This is a genomic window from Synechococcus sp. M16CYN, assembly GCF_040371545.1.
Lineage (GTDB): Bacteria > Cyanobacteriota > Cyanobacteriia > PCC-6307 > Cyanobiaceae > Parasynechococcus.
This window is the reverse complement of sequence record NZ_AP029048.1, coordinates 1,017,297-1,035,550: the sequence shown is the minus strand read 5'-3', so window position 1 is coordinate 1,035,550 and position 18,254 is coordinate 1,017,297. Positions and strand designations below refer to the sequence as shown.

Below are 18,254 nucleotides of genomic sequence, written 5' to 3'. Positions count from 1 at the left end.
AGATTAAACTAAATAAACTATAGTCAAAATCATAAAATTCTAGAATCAAAAAAACTATATTCTTGCTAGCAAGAAATAAATAATGGAAGTAATTTTTAGCAAATTAATTTCTTACTTCAAATACTGCATCCAAAGAACGTTTAGCTTTAAGGTTACTCCAATTAATGCTCTTTAAAAAATTATCGGGGGCACTACATTCAACAACATCCACGCCCCAACTACCAATCGAGAGTGGAGATCCGGGATTACTAGCAGTATCTTTACGACCTCCAAGTGCCAGCATATGGTGCTTAACAGTATGCCCTTGCTTTTGACGATATTGCTTCCAAGCTTTGATTAATGCAACAGCCATCTCATGAGCTGACAAGCTAGATTCGCTTTGTACCAGCCAATGAGGATGATTCAGAACCTGTACTGAGTGAAAAGATTTTGAGCTATCCAAGATCTCATCTGCCAGGTCCTGCGCAGAAATTGGAGGCACGAGAGCCGACTCAATTTGAAGATTATGAGAAATTACAAAAATTGTCATGGTTAAGGACTATGGTCGTCATTGGCTTGAATGGAGTGATTGCGAGTGACAATAGAGCCTACACTTGATCAGGAACAAAAATTTTCCGCTGCAATCAAGTCTCAAACGCTCATTGATATCCAGCTGGATGAAGCCGAAGCTCTTGACTTAGCCTCACATCTCAGAAAAAAACTAAAGGCTGGTCTTTCAATTGAGTCAGATCCAAAATCAATTGCAACGATGGTGGCTGGGCTCGGTGACCCGCGGGGACTTCTGCGTCTTCGGTTTGCAAATAGTCTTAGCTCCATTGGAAGAGCAGCAGTACCTGCTCTCTGTCAAGCGATGCTAACTAGTAATCAAGTTACAGTTAGAAGGGCGGCGGCAAAAACACTCACATTGATAGCGGATCCTGTAAGTTTACCAGATCTTGTTAATGCTTTCCTTTCAGATAATGATTCTGTTGTTCAGGGATCTGCTATGGGAGCAATAGCATCTACTGGTGCGGATGGAGTTACAGCTATTCTTTCTGTCTTAGACAATCCTGATAGTTCTGAAATGCAGCTAGGACTGGCTAGCTGGGCTCTGGCGTTCATCAGTGATTATGTTCCAGGAGCTCTTAGACAAGCTGCACATTCAGAAAATATTTACGTGCGCAAGGTAGCAATCTCAGCACTTGGTAGTCAAATTGAATTATTAGATGAGATACAAGTAAGGGAATTGCTAACTGATGCAATGAGTGACTCATGTGCTGAAATACGTGCTGAAACTGCTACATTATTAGGTAACCTTGAGGAAGTTAACTGGGCCGAAACTTTACTAATACCTGCGCTTTCCGACCCTGATGACTGGGTCAGAAAGAATAGCGCTCTTGCTCTAATAAAACTTGAAGCGGTGGACTCGATTTCAAGCCTAAAAAAACAAATAAAAAGTGAAAAAGATCAAGTTTTGCTTAACGTTATGACTCTCGCAATTAATCAACTCGAAAAAATCGGGCAGGTTTAAACAATATTTTAAAGGCAAAAAGTGGGGTGCATCAGCACCCCAACCAAATATACTCGTGTGATTAATGCCTAGGACAAAGCGTTAATCACATAGTCGAGGTAACTCTTGAACTCGTTCAAAGCCTGGGGACTCATGTCACGAGGTGCGCAAGCGCGGTCACGCGTGTAAACCAGGGCTTCAACGTAAGGGCCAGTAGGAAGACCCAAGCTACGGTAAACCTCGCGTGCTCCGGCAATGCCCCATTCATCGAGGGGACCTGTTCCACCAACAACTAGGCAGTAGTTGATTAGGCGTAGGTAATGACCAAGATCGCGATAGCACTTATCAATCTTGATCTGGCTGTCTCCGGCTTCACCAGGCTGTTTAAGGTAGGTGTACTTGTTAAAGCAGGCATCACCTGCTTCGCGAGTAACAGCATCCAAACCAGTAGCAAGCTTTTCGGCAGCTTCTAAACGAGCAGCAGCACGCTGAATGTTGCCCTGAACAGCCTCAAGGTCATTTTGAGAAGGGAAACGCCCTGCTGCATCTGCAGCAGTCACGACAGTAGTAACGACAGACTTCATTGTTGGATTCCTTTTTCTATGGGGGAGGGTGTCTGAGAGAAAGGCAAAAAATACTGCTCAGGAAACGGCGCCGATAACTCGATCAAAGTACGCACCGGCTTCGGCTACCAGACCAGAGCAGTCGCCGTTAGTAGTCTCCATCTTGCGGAAACGCTTGCCTCCTAAGCCAGGGGTATTGGTTTCGCCGATGTGGGCAGTAGCAGAAGCCTTCATGATGGCCACAGCACGAGCAGCGGATTGAGTAGGCACACCCAGGGCGATGTAAGTCTCTTTGAGACCATTCAGGCAACGGTCATCCAACACGGAAGCGTCGCCAGCTAGCAAGGCGTAGCTGATGTAGCGGAGAATGATTTCACCATCACGCAGGCAAGCGGCCATGCGGCGATTCGGGTAGCAATTGCCACCAGCTTGGATCAGACCGGTATTCTCGCAAATCATGCCTGTTACAGCATCGGAAACTATGCAAGAGGCGTTGGAGGTGATGGCGTTAACGGCGTCCAAGCGCTTGTTACCTTCACTAACATAGGACCGCAGATCAGCGAGGCCGCTACCACCAACAGGCGCGGTTTTGGCGTCAGCGCTGACGACCGAGCGGGAAAATGCGTCGAGCATTGGGGGGCCAGACAATTTATGGAGAGGAAGCTTCCGGTGCTACGAGCAGCCGAGGGAAAGACATTCAAAGAATGAAGCCTTAACCAGCGGCTAATGAACTCAAAGGACTTGAAGCGCTTAAGCAAAGTAAGCCAGCCTAACTAAGTAGCGGCAGGGGATCTGCCGATCACGCAAGAGTTCGTCATCTTGGCGACTTTGGTATCACACCAGAATAAATAAGAAGTCCTTCTCAAAAGCCCCTAAATCACAGCATGACTCGCCTTTCATCAAAATAACCGCCAACTTCATAGGATCACCAAACGCAACACTTAGTGATGGTCGCAGTGATTCGACGGGGTATGGTTCGAAAATCGAAATCTTTCTCAGCATTTTGTCGTATGACTGATCAAGCCGATCAGGAGCCAACAGTTGATGAACTGCAAGAATCAATTGATGAGCTTTTTGCCTACCGCGAACGCCTTTACAAAGATGTCGTCGGTCTGGGGAAAAAGCTTCGCTTATCCCAAAAAAAAATTGATGCAACCATCAAAGATCACCCTGAACTGACACGTATCGATAAGTTCCTGGATCAACTTAAACACCAACGCGACACTCGGGCCATTGGTTCATGAACTATCTTGACCCTACACCAAGGACTATAGCGGACTTCTTCGAAGCGAGTCGTGGAACTTGGCTAAACAGACGAGTGGTACATCATTTAGACGGTCAAGATGATGAGACTGCCGACTCTAATCTAATCATTGAACCTTTTAGCTCGACAGATCCAGTTATCAAAAAAATTTGTCAGGATCTTAATGTCAAAGTTAGCGAGGCATCAGGGGGTGCCAGGTTTTGGTGGGAGGGCAATCTAATACAGGAAGCACAAAATAAAGATTACGCAGCTGTTGTAGTTGATGCTCCAGATCCAGAAGACCATTCGAGAGGGTTTCTTCTTCGAGATATTGGTTACATGGAAAAAAAATCGGTTATTAGCACCTATTACTTCGCAGAGGATGGAGTCTTAACTATTAAGACTCGCTACGACACAAATGTAGGAATTGAACGCTGCTGGTTTGTCAGCGACCAGATCAGAATGCGAGTGAGTTCTATTCAATTTCTGGATGGTGTAGCTATGACGACATACTGCACAGAGTTCCGTTGCCCAAACTTATCCGAAATCTTAGAACTATCAGCTACTGCAAGAGCACGAGCTGACATCTTTCCGTCCAAATCAGCTGGTCTTGATCGTGTTTGACTCTTTCCTCGATAAACTGCACGCGGATATCACCGCTAGGGGAGGAACAGCTGCCAACGTTTCGGAAGACCTGGCAGAACGCCGTTCAAAGAAACGCACCAGCGTTATTAAGAGCTGGCTCTGGCAAGTACCTGGGTTTCGCCGCTGGAGAGTCACTCGATTAGATGCAGGCGAAAGCCTGCAGGTTTTGAATTCCGTCGCTTATCCCGACTACGGATTCGATCATCCGCTCATGGGTATCGATCTGCTGTGGTTTGGTGTGCGTCAAAAGTTAGTTGCAGTGTTGGATTTCCAACCTCTCATCCAAAATAAAGATTATTTCGATCGTTATTTTGACGGACTAAAGGCTCTGAATCGTCAATTCCCAGATTTAAACGGTGAGGAGACTATGCATTCATTCGATCCAAATCAATATTTCTCCGCTTGGCTTCTATTCTGTCGGGGGGGGGCAGAACAAGCCGATACATCTCTTCAACCGGCTTTCAGTGCATTTTTAAAAGCCTACTGGTCACTGCATGATGAGGCTTGCAATGGCAATTCAACGCTCACCCCGGATGAGGTAAAGCAGCTACAAGACGCTTACGACGTATATAGCGCCAAACGTGATCCGGCCCACGGATTGTTCATCAGTCATTTTGGCAAAGATTGGTCCGATCGATTCCTGCACGAATTTCTTTTCCCTGCATCAGGTAACAGATGAACGCAATACGGCACTCCAGTACTGATCCCATAAACATCCCTGGATGGAGTTGGCAGCCTTTCCTCGAGGACGCTATTAACGCTCTCAAACCGTTAACTCCTCGGCCCTACCCGGTCGCTGAGGAGTTTTTGTTTAGACAGGACCAAGCTGGCTCGAAAGCACGACCGGTCACAGTTACTACAGCTACTTGGGGATGCAAAACCGAGAAATTTAGGCAGGTTAGAGCAGCCTGCGTCGATGGGGGAGCTGCAGTATCAGTTCTGAATTTCGTCATCAACCCGTTGCCACGGTTTGATCTTCCATTTTTTGGAGGTGATCTTGTTACGCTCCCGTCAGGCCATCTTCTAGCTCTTGACCTTCAGCCCGCGGATAAGTCCGATGCCGCCCATACACAACCCGTATGGGACCAATTAATGCCGATTTTTAAGCGTTGGCGAGCCAAGCTCCCTGATGGAGGGTTGATCCCACAAGAAGCCCAACCTTTCTTTTCACCAGGCTTCTTGTGGATACGCTTACCACTAGGCAGAGAAGGGGATCATCTAATCGAAACTCTTGTACGACCGGCGTTTGGCGAGTATTTAAATCTTTATTTGGAGTTAGCGGTGGCTGCGAAGCCGGTTACGGACGAACGCCGCCAACATTTACTGGCCGGACAACGACGCTACAGCAACTATCGAGCTGAAAAGGATCCAGCCCGGCGCATGCTCACGCGATTTCATGGGAGTGACTGGACTGAAAGATACATACACCAGGTTCTGTTTGACCTTTGAAATGCATTACGAGACCAAATCAAACAAAAAATCCCTGTCTCTCAAAGGGGATTAAGCATTATGAACAGCAGTCGAATGCCCTAATGTCATTTCGAGAGAATAGGCTCAGATCCAGCAGGGACCATTTTTGTGATGTCCTTCTGATCTGTGTAACCACCACCTTAAGACGCTGCTAAGAGGAGTTCAAAATGTTCGACGCCTTCACCAAGGTTGTCGCCCAGGCCGACGCCCGGGGACAGTTCATCAGCACCAATGAGATTGATGCTCTAGCCGCCGTCGTCTCTGGCAGTAACAAGCGTCTGGATGCTGTGAATCGCATCTCCAGCAATGCTTCAACCATAGTTGCAAGTGCCGCTCGTCAACTATTCGCGCAACAGCCTGCCCTCATAGCTCCAGGTGGCAACGCTTACACCTCCCGCCGGATGGCTGCTTGCCTGCGTGACATGGAAATCATTCTCCGCTACGTCACCTATTCCATCTTTACGGGCGATGCTTCCGTTATGGAAGATCGCTGCCTCAATGGCCTTCGCGAGACCTACCTAGCACTAGGTACCCCTGGTGCTTCCGTAGCGACTGGCGTCAACCTTATGAAAGAGGCTGCTCTAAGCATAGTTAACGATAGCGATGGCATCACTGCTGGTGACTGCTCATCACTCAGCAGCGAGATTGGCATTTACTTCGACCGTGCAGCTGCTTCTGTTGCCTGAACCCTGACACAAATCTCTCATCTCAATTATTTTTAGAGTCACTCATTATGAAAACTCCCCTCACCGAAGCCGTTGCAGCAGCTGACTCCCAGGGACGTTTCCTAAGCAATACCGAGGTTCAGGCAGCATCCGGTCGTTTCAATCGTGCCAAAGCCAGCCTTGATGCTGCGAAGGGTTTAACGGTTAAAGCCGAAACTTTGGTTAGTGGTGCAGCCCAGGCCGTGTACTCCAAGTTTCCCTACACCACCCAAATGGATGGGTCTAATTACTCTGCCACGCCTGAAGGTAAGGCTAAGTGTTCTCGTGATATTGGCTACTACTTGCGCATGATCACTTACTGTTTAATCGCAGGTGGTACTGGTCCAATGGATGATTATTTAATTGCTGGTCTTAGTGAAATTAATCGCACGTTTGAGCTTTCACCTTCTTGGTACGTAGAAGCCCTGAAGTACATCAAGTCTAACCACGGTCTTAGTGGCGATGTTGCTACCGAAGCCAACAGTTATATTGACTATGCCGTCAACGCATTGATTTGATCTGATCAAGCAAAGTTGCACCAAGTGCCCCTAAAACCAGCCCCCCTAGGGGCTCTTTTCTTTACTGTTCAAGGCTCAAGGGAAATGGACGTAAAGACTACTTCAACCGTAAGACGTTTTCTAAGCCTGCTTTGTGGAGAATACAGTAACCGGCAACAAGCTCTCGACAACCCCCCATTTTTTGCTCACATCTTTCTGAGATATCGGCCTCTTGAACATCTCCAATCCGGTTCGATCCTTTTAGAACAAACCTACGCCGTTAGTCCTAAGACTCCTTATCGGCTACGCGTGGTTCGTGCAGAAGAACATTCTCCAGGTGTGATCAAACTTTGGAACCACACCTTCTGGGATCCGCAGCGGTTCGCTTCAGCAACTTTTGACAAAATGTGTCGCAGAAAAATTCAACAGAGCGATCTAATTTGTCTAAACCAATGTCACTATCAAGTTACCGAAAAAAATGATGGCTACCGTGGCGAAATAGAGCCTGGTTGTCGTTGCATCGTTCACAACAGCGGTCGGGATACCGTATTGGTGAGTACCTTCAGCTTGAAAAATGATTCTTTAACAACATTAGACCGGGGCTATGACCCCAACACCAATGAACATTGTTGGGGGTCGGTCGCGGGCGAATTCCGCTTCCAACGAACGGCAAATTGGTCAAGCGATATTCCAATGGCTTGGATTTAAATGAAACCTCTCGATGAGAACCAGGTGATTGCTAATCTGAGTCAGCAAAACGATACATCTGCTCAATATTATGCCGCTTGGTGGTTAGGGAAGATGCGTAGCAAGCACTCTGATGCTGTACCGCTACTCCTAAAGACCCTTGCAAATCTTAGTCATGACCCTGTAGATCCTGATCGTCGCGGTGTCGCTCTCAACTCGATTCGCGCTCTTGGACTTCTCTGTGATTCTGCCGCCTGTGATCCATTAATTCGATTGCTTGCATCAGCGGATTACATTGTGCGTGAAGAGGCGGCCCGTAGCCTTGGCAATATGAAAGTCAAGGCTGCGATCACACCAATATGCCAACTACTGACAAAAAAGCCAAAATCCTCGGATCAAAAGCGAATAGAATTCTCTACGGTTGATGAACCCTATGAATCCTTGCTAGAGGCCCTAGGAAACATCGGGGTAAGCAATCCCAGTATATTAGACGCCATCATTCCTTTTTCCAAGCATCCTCGCCCATTGATTCAGGCAGCGGCTTGCCGCGCATTACTTCAACTCATGAAACAACAGCGATGGGCTACTCAGTTGGAGCGGCTTCTCAAACATCCTGAGCCATTAGTACGACGCGGAGTATTACTCGACTTAGGTGCCGCCGGATGGATTGCTACCCTTCCAGCCATCGAAGCAGCAACAGTTGAGGCCAGTTTAAAGCTGGTTGCTTTGCGTGGGTTAGCTGAAGAACACAGTGGGGACATAAGAGTGTTCAATGCGATGGATCGTCTGCTCTGATGGCGGCTTCGGACCTTAAAAGTGCGATTCTTGAGTTAAATCGGGCACAGACAACCTCTGAGCTTATCTGTGCCACCCAAGCCGTCAGTGCCCTGATGGATTTGGAAGCGGCGCCGACTTTAATCAAGGTGCTTGGCTTCAACAACCCTTCTGTGGCGGCTGTTGCCATTCAAGGTCTGATAGCTCTTGGCCGCAACGTTGTACCAGTCCTACTGACCAATCTGGATGAACGAGATTACAGTGCTCGCGCTTGGGCCATCCAAGCTATTGCTACGCTCCGGGATTCTCGTGGTTTAGATTTGCTTGAACGCGCAATCAGCACTGACATCGCGCCGAGTGTAAGACGATCTGCTACTCGTGGTTTAGCCGAGATGGAGCTCGGAGGCCCCACTTTCTTCCAAGATTTTTCACGATGCTGCAAGGCCATATTCAAAGCTGCAACAGACGACGAATGGGTGGTGCGTTACGCTGCCGCCTTCGGAATCGAGCAAAGGTTTACCCCAAGATCTTCCAATCATGATCTGGACGAGCAGGCTAGGGTGTTGTTACGGTCCCTGGCTTCTGATTCTGAGAAGGTGAAGGTGGTACGACTTCGAGCGCAGCACGCATTGAAACGCTTGCAAGCCTGATGAAGAAAAAGATTCTGTTTGTTTGCCTCGGCAATATCTGTCGCTCTCCAGCTGCTGAGGGGGTATTTTTGGACTTGCTCATTAAGCGCGGCCTAGCCGATCAATTTGTCGTGGATTCTGCGGGAACGGGCGGCTGGCATGTAGGGAGGCCTGCAGACCGGCGCATGCAGGCAGCTGCCAATCGCCGAGGTATTCAGTTACCGAGTCGCGCTCGTCAGATTAGACTTGATGACCTGAGTGACTTTGACCTCATAGTCACTATGGACGATGCCAATTTATTGGATGTGCAAAACCTGGCCCACGAAACTGGTAGTAGTGCCACAGCAAGTATTAAACCAATACTGAGCTTTGCTAAGCGATTTAACTACACAGAAGTGCCAGACCCGTACTACGGGGGTGAATCTGGTTTTGAGCACGTACTTGATCTGCTGGAAGATTCCTGTTCTGCGCTCCTCGATGAACTCACTGTTGAGGGGTAGGCCAAGCCTCCTCAGCTATTCGCTCACGAAAGCGCTGTATAAGCGTATCGACTACAGTGTTGATAGACATACCATCAGTCACGAGCTTAATGGCATCATCGGCCTGCACGAGAGGTGCCTCCTTTCGATTGCTATCAAGTTCGTCGCGTTCGGAAATCTGAATTTTGAGTTTTGCGCGCTCAGGCACAGCAAAACCCCTGTTCTCGAGGTCCAAGGCGCGGCGTCGTGCTCGCTCGGCGACTGTGGCTGTCAGAAACACTTTTAGATCGGCGTCAGGAAAAACAGCTGTCCCAGTATCTCGTCCTTCAGCCACTAGTCCCCCTTTAGAACCCATGGATTTCTGTTGAGCCGTTAATGCCTGACGAACACAACGATGGGTGGATACAATAAATACTGATGCCGTCACTTCTGGCGATCGAATCGCCATACTGACATCCTCACCATTGACCAAAACTTGCTGCTCACCGTCTCGAAATGACTTCAGTTGTATATTTAAGTCTGTAAGAAATGGTTCGATCGCAATCCCATCAGAAGGGTCAACGCCGTGTTGTTGTATAAGCCAGGTCACCGAGCGGTACATGGCTCCGGTATCGAGATAGACGAGCCCCAAGCGCTCAGCAAACGCTCGCGTAACAGTGCTTTTGCCAGCTCCGGCGGGGCCATCGATAGCAACTAGAGGTTGGCGAGTCATTAGAAATACATGATCAATTAACCGAGTTGATCCACAACATACAGCCGCAGCGAGCAGTGAGATTGCCTTCTCATGCCCACAGGGCTGAAGGGTCCAAGGGTCGACTCTTTGTACATACTCCACCTTGAGTCCCGCATCGCTGAGCTTGGTCTCTACAGATGTGATCGGATCCAATCCATATGCAGACTGCAGTGCTCGTGGCAACGCCACAGCCAACCGTCGCTGGTCATAAGACAGGTACTGGTTGCGAGAACTAAGCGCCAGACCATCATTTTCCCGAACCGTAGCGACGCTTTGAACAGACACCGGCAAAGCCAAATGGGCCACCAACCAACGAAGAATCACAAGCTGTTGCCAATCCTTTTCGCCAAGCCAAAGTTGGCTGGGGCGAACTATAGTCAACAGCCTAGCAATGACAGTGGCTACTCCATCAAAATGCCCAGGTCGAGTGGCTCCACATAAATGCTGTTGTAATGAGAACGGAACTTGAATAGCAGCAGGGCTAATATCGCTTCCCGATGGATAAATATCCTCGATAGCGGGAGCCCAAAGAGCCGAAGCACCCCATTCCTCCGCCAGCTTAAGGTCTGATTCAAGACTGCGAGGATATCGTCTGAGGTCCTCATTAGGACCGAATTGCAAAGGGTTAATGAAAACACTGACCAGCACTGGTCCAACCAAAGAAGCCCGTTGGATGAGGGTTCCATGTCCCGCATGAAGTGCACCCATAGTGGGAACGAACTGGAGATCACCGCGTCTAACCATGATCCAAGTGGCCAGTTCAACTATGGTGTGAAGAACAGAGAGACTCAGCGCAAAACCTCAATCTGAACTTGGGTAACTCCAGAAGCAGTCAAGTCAAGAACGTTCGCTACCCTATGGCCCAGGTCGACTATACGATAGTGCACAAAAGGCCCGCGGTCATTAATGCGGATCACTGCGAAGTTGCCGTTTCGAAGATTGGTAACTCGTACTTTAGTGCAAAAAGGGAAGTAGCCGGTGCGGGGCTGTCATAGCACCACGTCGATATACTTCACCGTTGACGGTGCGGTTTCCAAAAAATTCGGTCCATACCAACTGGCTTCACCAGTAATAATACATACAACCTGGGGGAGAACTTTCGGTTTTAGTGCTTGAAGAACAGTTATGAATAAGATACTAGTATCTTTTAGCTCTTCAGGAAATGCGCAAATACAAACTTCAGAATCAGATTCATCGTATTGAAGATATCTTGATTGAAAAAATCAATGGTGATAACAGGTGCAAGCAACGCTTTCGTTGCTTGCAAGGGTACTATTGATAATCAATAATGCAGATGTGATCAACAATCAAGGCGAATGGAGACGGCGCTAGACACGAAAGAAGGCAAATACTCTGACGTGTTTTCACCCTAAATAAAAAGCACGAAGACTGCCAAGAATAAAGTATCAGACCTGCTATGCAGCTTAGCCTTCCGTTTAACGTACGGTTAAAAGCCTTAACAGTTGCTTTGTATCTCAACTGTTAAGGCTCAGATTAATAATGTAAGCATAAGTGTATCGATACGGAAATGATTGTGCAAAAAGCACATAATTTAAAGAGCAGAGTAAGGCCATCAAACCTGATTTATTTCCATGGACTACAAAAGGGCTGGCGTTGATGTAGAAGCTGGGCGAGCTTTTATTCAGCGTGTCAAAGCATCGATAGAGGCTACACACTGCCCCGAAGTTATTGGAGGAATAGGAGGGTTTAGTGGACTAATGCGATTACCAGCCGGACTGCGCAAGCCCGTGCTTGTTGCAGGAACTGATGGTGTCGGCACCAAGCTTGAGCTTGCTCAAAACTATCAATGCCATCGCGGTGTCGGAATCGATCTTGTAGCGATGTGCGTCAACGACGTGATCACCTGTGGTGCTACTCCGTTGTTCTTTCTTGACTATATAGCCACCGGTGTTCTAAGTCCGGACGCTATGGCTGAGGTAGTTGAAGGGATAGCCGATGGCTGCCGCCAAAGCGGTTGCGCTTTACTGGGAGGAGAAACCGCAGAGATGCCGGGTTTCTACCCCCAAGGGAGATACGATTTAGCTGGTTTCTGCGTCGCAGTCGTCGAAGAAGACAAATTGATCGGAGGGGATCGTATCACCCCCGGAGATCACATCATCGGTATCGCCAGCAGTGGAGTGCACAGCAACGGATTCAGTCTGGTAAGGAAGATTTTGGATCAAGTCAATGCTGATAGATCCACACGCTACGATCAGGGTAGACGCCTTTTGTTAAAAGATCTCCTCACCCCAACAAAGGTTTATGCTTCGCTTGTCCGACACTTACTAAACAACTCTGTGACCATCCACGGCATGGCCCACATCACCGGGGGCGGGCTGCCAGAGAATTTACCCAGATGTCTCCCAGAGGGTACAACCGCCCGCATCGATCCTAAGACTTGGTCACGCTCCCCGCTATTCCAGTGGCTTCAGGACACTGGTAATATTCTAGAGCGCGACCTTTGGCACACCTTCAACTTAGACATTGGTTTTTGTTTGGTCATACCAAACGAGGCCGAGAATCTAACACTTGAGCTATGCCATCGGCACGGCCATCGAGCATGGGTAATTGGGGAGGTCGTCACTGCATCATCAGTAAACAGTCAAGCTTTGGAAGGGATTCCTAGCTGATTGCGTCAACTTTCAACCTGATCGGGATTAGACCACTCCGCGAGAGAATTAACTTGATAATATTGAGGTAAGAGAGTTGTAGATTTCCCCGATAACAACGTTGACACATTGTTTTGTTTCTATGCCTTTTAATAAGCCTCAACGAGCTACTCGGCGTCGCTCCTCTGCTGGTCCGGTCCCCCCACGGCGTCCCCTTGAGCCTGGTTATAGCAACCGTCAAACCCCTCGACCGACCTTTCTAACGCTTCGCGATCATGGGAAAGTGTTTGTTGCAGACATGCCTCATCTCTCTGATGGCCAGCTTTCCCATGTAAGTAAAGAAGCCGATGAAGTGCTCGCTAGCCTCGAACGTCGCATCCAGGAGCTTGAACAAGAACTCAGTCACAGCCCTCAGGATCGGGATACCTTAATCAAGGCATCAACCAAGCGTGACATTACACGACGCTTTCTACGTGCAATCCAAGATGAACAGGAGCAACGGCGCAATAATCCTGCCGTTCGACATGCCGCAGGAGAGTCGCTTCCTAGGACGTTTCTTGAAGTAGCACGTCACCGTTTGCCAGGTGCCACATTCGACTCATTGCTCCAAGAGGCGCTAACTGCTTGTGAACAACAACAAGCTGCTGCCTCTCAATCAGTGGAATCGGCGGGCGAAAAAATAGTCTCAATTCGAAATGATGACGATAGCTTGCCTGTTGTAGTTAGTCCGACGCCTGAATCGATTTCTGAAGCTTGAAAGTATCTCTCAGCGGCTTTGAAAAGGATTAGATGGCATGCGCGTTACACACCTACTCCTTTCACGATCGAGCTCAATGCACTCGTCCTCAAGGAGATTCCACGTCAGTGCTCCTGCCACGTCTATAGCCTGCTTAGGCGTCCTAATACCAGGAATTGGGGTAGTTCCCTTGGCTCGACACCAGTTTAAAGCTACTTGAACCATAGGAACTCCTCGCTCTTTTGCGATGGCATAAACCAACTGCCGAATTCGAAAGCTGTCGGGCAAAAGACGTCGAAAAAGTTGTCGTCGCACCCAAGTTGTCGGCCGAGGTTCTCGGCCTGGTTCGCAACATAGCATCCCAAAAGCCAAGGGGCTGTAAGCCAATACCTCGATTCCCAGTTCGCTGCAAAGATCCAGGAGTTCTTGCGTTCGTGGTTCATCCGGCGAAACTAACGACCACTGAATCTGCACGCTACTTAGGCTGATGCCTCGTGCAATGAGCCGGTCATACATCCAGGCCAAGCGCTGCGGACCGATGTTCGACAAACCCAATTCTTCAACTTGTCCCTTCTGAACTAAGTCTCCTAAGCCATCGAGAAGTGCTACTTCTTGCCACGGAGCGTAGCGTGCCGTGCTCCAGTGCAACTGAACCCGTCTAAGATTACCGTTTAGGCGTTTCGCACTGGCAGCAAACGCTCTATCTAAACCCCTTCTCCCCTGGCGCCATGGAAAGGGGGCTAATTTCGTAGCCACTAACAAATGAGACCGACGGTGTGCTGGTAATGCGCTAATAAAACGGCCAAGTAGAGATTCACTGCGGCCATTCCAAAAACCGGTACCGTAAGAATCAGCTGTGTCAATCAAGTTAATGCCTGCATTCAAAGCCTGGCGAAACGTAGCGGCAAGCCGCATATCGTCTTTCTCAGGGTTGTAACCCCAAACAAAAGCATTGCCCCAAGCCCAGGTACCAAAACCAATACTGTTCACTTGGTACAATCCGCTGCCAGTCATGATCACTTTTCTAGATTAAATTTTCAATGCCTAACCCCAAAGCATTAGAGCGTTCTTCCAACCTTCCGACTCCGTCGACTCATAAAGACGACCGCAGTAAAGTCAAGCTAGTGCTCTGCAATCATTGCCAACGAACCGCCGATAATGGCATTCGTTGCATTGGTATGTGCGTTGCTGACAGCGATTACTAATACAAACCAGCATTAATTATTGACAATGGTTCCGGTTACGGTTTACCAGAGGAACTTAACTTTTGCATGCCACACTATTAAGGATGTAGGCTAGTTCCAAAGTTTTAGTAAGGGTAATCGCCAATACATTTACCAACTCCGAAAAGATTGTAGAACCATAAGTCAAGGCCTCTTATAGGTGTTAAGAAATCGCTCAGGTTGCTTTGCTTATCAATAATTCTGCTTGACTCCTTCAGTTAGGATGTGCCCTAATGACAAGATCTTGCAATAAAAAAGATAAGCAAATAGTATTTAATACTGCTGCGATTACAGCTAGCTAAAAAGCAACACAGCAAAAATGAGTTTTATCACTATTATTTATATTTTTTAACCATATTAGCTACCTAAGTATTTTTCTGAAACCAACCATAATTTTATTATTGCTCTAAGCAAGTCTTTGTTCTCATGGCTGATGCCTAACTCTTTAATGTTCTTATAATACCAAAAATTGGTACTAAATCTAATGCATAATAGCATACTAACTTTAATTAATAAAGACAAAAGCATAAAGATTTTTCAATAATAACAATCCTTAAATAGCAGTAACATTCTTTTAGCTCTCTTATTCATAAAGATATTACATATTTTTCTTTAAAAAGTTTACTTTTTAAAGAAAAATATTAAGTTCTATTAGGTAAACTTTAATAGAAAAAATATCTCTTTATTTATTAGTTAATAAGCTAGCAATTAATAATAAAAAACAAAAATAGTAGCTTTTATTATATTCTTTACAGCCATAATCTTTTTTCATTATTATGTATAATAAACACTTGCTTTTAATTTCAAGATCAAATATTAATACTTTAGACGAGAACTAACTATTAAAATCTAATTTAAGTTTTTTAACCTAAAATATATTGCGTATTTTCCCCTACAGTAACCTAGTACTGTAGTAGTGACTTAATCTTTCTCGCTTTTTCTAGCAACAAATAGCTACTCTTATTGGATAGAATGAATCATCCCACATCTTAAGAACTATCTGTCTTTATCGTTTAAAAAATGTTAATAAGCTGATAAACTAAATACTAATTTTAGTATTGATTTATCAAAATTTTCGCTTCTCTATAAACCAATTAATGAACTGCCACTTGGGATAAGAAGGTCGCAAAATCCTGCAAGACTAAATTTAGTAAAAAGAGAACTTATGTCTTTGAGTATCTAGCGGTAGCAATAAAAGTATGCAAATAAAGCAATAGATAGACAATAATAATTTCAGGGATTAAGTGTGACTGCCATGACGATATAGCAAGTAATTCAGCGATAAATTTAAGAAATAGTATAATGAAATGAAAAGCAAAATCAGGCATTGATAACTTAAAAGTTTGTAACCTAGTGTACCTGAAAAATCAAGTAGCTGGGACTCCAGTTGGTTGTCCCCATTCGCTTGATATTTATAATGCTTGTGAATCCCATTAATAGAAATGGGGTACAAGACAGACTTTAATATTGACTCCTATAGCAGGACCGAAGATAATTCAAGATGAGGTATCCTGACTAAATAGGCTGTGAACTCGATCCAAGTACACTCGACCTGGTTTGGTTCAATGTTTAAGTCGAGTGAGCAGCAAATAAGTATGATTGACCACCTCTCACGAAAAGAGACTTTCCATAAAAATATGGTTTATTTTCAATCAATTTATCTCTGCAGAGCATCAATTGCGAGGTCAAATAACCAAGACGCTTGCCAAGCAACAATTAAAGGAAAATGTAAAGATTATCACGAGAACTAGTAAAAACTGGTTTTTCCAAATATAAAAATCTTCTTTTTGTTTTTTGAAGCTCAAAAGTAGTATTCAAACAGAGATTTTCTAATGTCAAAGATCCTTGTAGGGATTGTCCTCGGTTTCCTGCTCTTCTCTAATCCGGGCACTAAACAGATCACGGCAGATCTTTTACGTGCTGCTGGTGATGCCATTGCCCCCGCAAAGGAAGGTAAAACACTGTGGGATCGAGTGAAGGATGCTGTGATGGAGAAGGTTTCGAACTAAAAATGAAGTCCTATTCTCTACCCCCGCTGCCCATGTCCCTTCCTATCTAAGCACTGCGTCAAGGCAAATAAAGTTCACTCTCCAATCCGCAGGATAAACTTGACACGTGACATCGACGGGGTGAAACGCACAACAATAGAATACCTATCGGACCGTCAAGACGCGTGCCAAAACGACGGTTAGCAGGCGTTTTCACATCTCCTGTGAGACGGTCATCTCGTAAATCGTAACCTTATGACCCCTTAGGGACGCTCATGCTCCCTTCTAATCGCTAGGAAGGTGAATTTGGGAGACTTTTCCCCAGGCGACTCATCAATGCCGGTTCACCTTTTATTCATCTTGCAGTGCCGTTAAACAAAAAATCCCCGAGAATTCATGACCTGTCAGTACTCTCAGGGATTTTCTCAAAGGCGGCACCCAGATTCGAACTGGGGATAAAGGATTTGCAATCCTCTGCCTTACCACTTGGCCATGCCGCCGCACAAAAATCACTACCCCCCAGACGGGACTGTATCAGTAATGGTCCTACTGCTCTTCTAGTGATTTGCAATGGCCATGGCGAAGATCTTATTGCTCTTCGTGTCCTTGAAGCACTGCATCGCCAGAGACCTCAACTTCTTTTAGAAGTTTTGCCTCTCTTCGGCTATGGCAGAATATTTGATGCAGCAGTTGCAGCAGGATGGCTCAATCGAATCGGACCTGTAGCAAATCTTCCGAGCGGAGGATTCAGCAATCAAAGCATTCGAGGCATGGTTCGGGATATTTGGGCAGGACTGCCGTTACTAAGCTGGTGGCAGTGGCAGTTAGTGAAACGGCAAGCTCGTCAACGACGTAGCGTGGTGGCCATTGGAGACGTACTCCCACTTCTAATGGCCTGGAGTAGTGGAGCTCCGTTCGGATTTATCGGCACCCCCAAAAGCGACTATACCTGGCGCAGTGGCCCAGGCCGGAGTTTGAGCGATCTCTATCACCAACTGAAGGGTAGTGAATGGGATCCATGGGAATGGATGCTGATGCGCTCAGAGCGTTGTCGACTGGTAGCGATGCGAGACCTAATTACTGCGCGTGGATTACGCCGTCATCGAGTTCCTGCTGTGGCACCAGGCAATCCAATGATGGATGGCCTTGAACTACGAGAAGTACCATCAGCTCTCAAGGGATGCCGAAGAATACTAGTTCTCTGTGGAAGTCGAATACCCGAAGCTCAAACTAATTTTGATCGCATCTTAAACGCGATCAGCCTAATGCACTCAGCCGTACCAATAGCCCTACTTGTAGCAATAGGCGGCCAGCCTTCCACAGAAAGCATGAGAGACATTCTTCAAAAACAAGGCTTCCGTCAGAGCTTGCCGCCATCTGATCAACTCGGAGCAGAGGCTTGCTGGGTCAAAGGACCCTGCATACTTTTAATCGGCCAATCCTGCTTCGACATTTGGAGCGGCTGGTCTGAAGTCGGCCTTGCGACTGCTGGAACTGCTACCGAGCAACTTGTCGGTCTCGGGATCCCAGCTCTCTCATCACCAGGCCCAGGACCCCAATTCAAAAAAAGCTTTGCTTATAGACAAAGCCGATTACTCGGCGGCTCAGTGCGTCCCTGCACAAGTCCAACCGAGATGGCCATAGCATTGGAATGCCTGCTTGCAGATGAGAATTTGCGACGGAAGTTGGGGTATATCGGCCGCCAGCGTATGGGAAGGTCCGGGGGAAGTGATCGACTTGCGACCATGTTACTTAACCGTTTGCATTAATACTGAAGGAACCGTA

22 protein-coding genes, 1 tRNA gene and 1 pseudogene are annotated in these 18,254 nt (G+C 46.9%); 16 read left to right on the top strand and 8 right to left on the bottom strand.

The features are described from left to right. Positions 1–103: 103 nt before the first annotated feature. A complete protein-coding gene (locus tag ABWV55_RS05060) occupies positions 104–529 on the bottom strand; it encodes a DUF2656 family protein (protein ID WP_353291099.1) in 426 nt (141 codons plus the stop codon). A gap of 45 nt (positions 530–574) precedes the next feature. Between ABWV55_RS05060 and ABWV55_RS05055 the strand changes: the two genes are divergently transcribed. After that, positions 575–1,510, top strand: a complete 936-nt coding sequence (locus ABWV55_RS05055) for a HEAT repeat domain-containing protein (RefSeq protein WP_353291098.1) — start codon at positions 575–577, stop codon at positions 1,508–1,510. A gap of 68 nt (positions 1,511–1,578) precedes the next feature. Here ABWV55_RS05055 and cpeA read toward each other — a convergent pair whose 3' ends face one another. Continuing rightward, entirely contained in the window at positions 1,579–2,073 is a 495-nt protein-coding gene (gene cpeA / locus ABWV55_RS05050; RefSeq protein WP_353291097.1) for a class 1 C-phycoerythrin subunit alpha, read from the bottom strand. Between the two features lie 57 nt (positions 2,074–2,130). Next, positions 2,131–2,685 carry a class 1 C-phycoerythrin subunit beta gene (cpeB, locus tag ABWV55_RS05045; RefSeq protein WP_353292589.1) on the bottom strand — a complete coding sequence of 185 codons (555 nt, stop codon included), beginning with the start codon at positions 2,683–2,685 and terminating at the stop codon, positions 2,131–2,133. Between the two features lie 377 nt (positions 2,686–3,062). Here cpeB and ABWV55_RS05040 point away from each other — a divergent pair, with 377 nt between their 5' ends. The 10 genes from ABWV55_RS05040 to ABWV55_RS04995 all read left to right on the top strand — a co-directional run bounded on the left by ABWV55_RS05040 (position 3,063) and on the right by ABWV55_RS04995 (position 9,201). Further along, positions 3,063–3,296, top strand: coding sequence for a hypothetical protein (locus ABWV55_RS05040; protein ID WP_353292588.1), 234 nt, complete (start codon positions 3,063–3,065; stop codon positions 3,294–3,296). Next, positions 3,293–3,919 carry a phycobiliprotein lyase gene (locus ABWV55_RS05035; RefSeq protein WP_353291096.1) on the top strand — a complete coding sequence of 209 codons (627 nt, stop codon included), beginning with the start codon at positions 3,293–3,295 and terminating at the stop codon, positions 3,917–3,919. Before ABWV55_RS05040 ends, ABWV55_RS05035 begins: the two co-directional genes overlap by 4 nt. Continuing rightward, entirely contained in the window at positions 3,912–4,619 is a 708-nt protein-coding gene (locus ABWV55_RS05030; protein WP_353291095.1) for a 15,16-dihydrobiliverdin:ferredoxin oxidoreductase, read from the top strand. The genes ABWV55_RS05035 and ABWV55_RS05030 overlap by 8 nt, the downstream gene beginning before the upstream one ends. Further along, positions 4,616–5,389: a phycoerythrobilin:ferredoxin oxidoreductase gene (locus ABWV55_RS05025; protein WP_353291094.1), complete on the top strand. Its 774-nt coding sequence runs from the start codon at positions 4,616–4,618 to the stop codon at positions 5,387–5,389. Before ABWV55_RS05030 ends, ABWV55_RS05025 begins: the two co-directional genes overlap by 4 nt. Positions 5,390–5,577: 188 nt before the next feature. Further along, positions 5,578–6,096: a phycocyanin subunit beta gene (locus ABWV55_RS05020; protein WP_353291093.1), complete on the top strand. Its 519-nt coding sequence runs from the start codon at positions 5,578–5,580 to the stop codon at positions 6,094–6,096. Between the two features lie 47 nt (positions 6,097–6,143). Next, complete coding sequence (gene cpcA, locus ABWV55_RS05015) at positions 6,144–6,632, top strand: phycocyanin subunit alpha (protein ID WP_353291092.1); 489 nt, start codon at positions 6,144–6,146, stop codon at positions 6,630–6,632. Positions 6,633–6,716: 84 nt separating this feature from the next. After that, on the top strand, positions 6,717–7,319 hold the full coding sequence (locus tag ABWV55_RS05010; protein WP_353292587.1) for a chromophore lyase CpcT/CpeT: 603 nt from the start codon (positions 6,717–6,719) through the stop codon (positions 7,317–7,319). Further along, positions 7,320–8,093: a HEAT repeat domain-containing protein gene (locus ABWV55_RS05005; protein ID WP_353291091.1), complete on the top strand. Its 774-nt coding sequence runs from the start codon at positions 7,320–7,322 to the stop codon at positions 8,091–8,093. Continuing rightward, positions 8,093–8,722, top strand: coding sequence for a HEAT repeat domain-containing protein (locus ABWV55_RS05000; protein WP_353291090.1), 630 nt, complete (start codon positions 8,093–8,095; stop codon positions 8,720–8,722). The genes ABWV55_RS05005 and ABWV55_RS05000 overlap by 1 nt, the downstream gene beginning before the upstream one ends. Then, positions 8,722–9,201: a low molecular weight protein-tyrosine-phosphatase gene (locus ABWV55_RS04995; protein WP_353291089.1), complete on the top strand. Its 480-nt coding sequence runs from the start codon at positions 8,722–8,724 to the stop codon at positions 9,199–9,201. Before ABWV55_RS05000 ends, ABWV55_RS04995 begins: the two co-directional genes overlap by 1 nt. On the opposite strand, the gene ABWV55_RS04990 is transcribed toward ABWV55_RS04995, so the two are convergent. After that, on the bottom strand, positions 9,185–10,705 hold the full coding sequence (locus ABWV55_RS04990; RefSeq protein WP_353292586.1) for a bifunctional pantoate--beta-alanine ligase/(d)CMP kinase: 1,521 nt from the start codon (positions 10,703–10,705) through the stop codon (positions 9,185–9,187). The two genes, ABWV55_RS04995 and ABWV55_RS04990, sit on opposite strands and share 17 nt — an antisense overlap. After that, positions 10,702–11,019 (bottom strand): annotated as a pseudogene (locus tag ABWV55_RS04985) (septal ring lytic transglycosylase RlpA family protein); the annotation flags it as partial. The pseudogene ABWV55_RS04985 and the gene ABWV55_RS04990, both read right to left, overlap by 4 nt. Positions 11,020–11,505: 486 nt before the next feature. On the opposite strand from ABWV55_RS04985, the gene purM reads away from it, so the two are divergent. Then, positions 11,506–12,543: a phosphoribosylformylglycinamidine cyclo-ligase gene (gene purM / locus ABWV55_RS04980; RefSeq protein WP_353291088.1), complete on the top strand. Its 1,038-nt coding sequence runs from the start codon at positions 11,506–11,508 to the stop codon at positions 12,541–12,543. 121 nt (positions 12,544–12,664) lie between these two features. After that, positions 12,665–13,279: a histidine phosphotransferase gene (locus tag ABWV55_RS04975; RefSeq protein ID WP_353291087.1), complete on the top strand. Its 615-nt coding sequence runs from the start codon at positions 12,665–12,667 to the stop codon at positions 13,277–13,279. Between the two features lie 9 nt (positions 13,280–13,288). Here ABWV55_RS04975 and ABWV55_RS04970 read toward each other — a convergent pair whose 3' ends face one another. Beyond that, entirely contained in the window at positions 13,289–14,272 is a 984-nt protein-coding gene (locus ABWV55_RS04970; RefSeq protein WP_353291086.1) for an aldo/keto reductase, read from the bottom strand. Between the two features lie 26 nt (positions 14,273–14,298). On the opposite strand from ABWV55_RS04970, the gene ABWV55_RS04965 reads away from it, so the two are divergent. Both ABWV55_RS04965 and ABWV55_RS04960 read left to right on the top strand, forming a co-directional pair. Continuing rightward, entirely contained in the window at positions 14,299–14,463 is a 165-nt protein-coding gene (locus tag ABWV55_RS04965) for a hypothetical protein (RefSeq protein ID WP_353291085.1), read from the top strand. 1,850 nt (positions 14,464–16,313) lie between these two features. Beyond that, positions 16,314–16,490 carry a hypothetical protein gene (locus tag ABWV55_RS04960; RefSeq protein WP_353291084.1) on the top strand — a complete coding sequence of 59 codons (177 nt, stop codon included), beginning with the start codon at positions 16,314–16,316 and terminating at the stop codon, positions 16,488–16,490. Between the two features lie 58 nt (positions 16,491–16,548). Here ABWV55_RS04960 and ABWV55_RS04955 read toward each other — a convergent pair whose 3' ends face one another. Together ABWV55_RS04955 and ABWV55_RS04950 are read right to left on the bottom strand one after the other, a co-directional pair. After that, a complete protein-coding gene (locus ABWV55_RS04955; RefSeq protein ID WP_353291083.1) occupies positions 16,549–16,686 on the bottom strand; it encodes a hypothetical protein in 138 nt (45 codons plus the stop codon). Positions 16,687–16,898: 212 nt separating this feature from the next. Next, positions 16,899–16,969, bottom strand: a tRNA-Cys gene (locus ABWV55_RS04950). A gap of 60 nt (positions 16,970–17,029) precedes the next feature. Between ABWV55_RS04950 and ABWV55_RS04945 the strand changes: the two genes are divergently transcribed. Continuing rightward, positions 17,030–18,238: a lipid-A-disaccharide synthase-related protein gene (locus tag ABWV55_RS04945; protein WP_353291082.1), complete on the top strand. Its 1,209-nt coding sequence runs from the start codon at positions 17,030–17,032 to the stop codon at positions 18,236–18,238. Positions 18,239–18,254 lie beyond the last annotated feature (16 nt).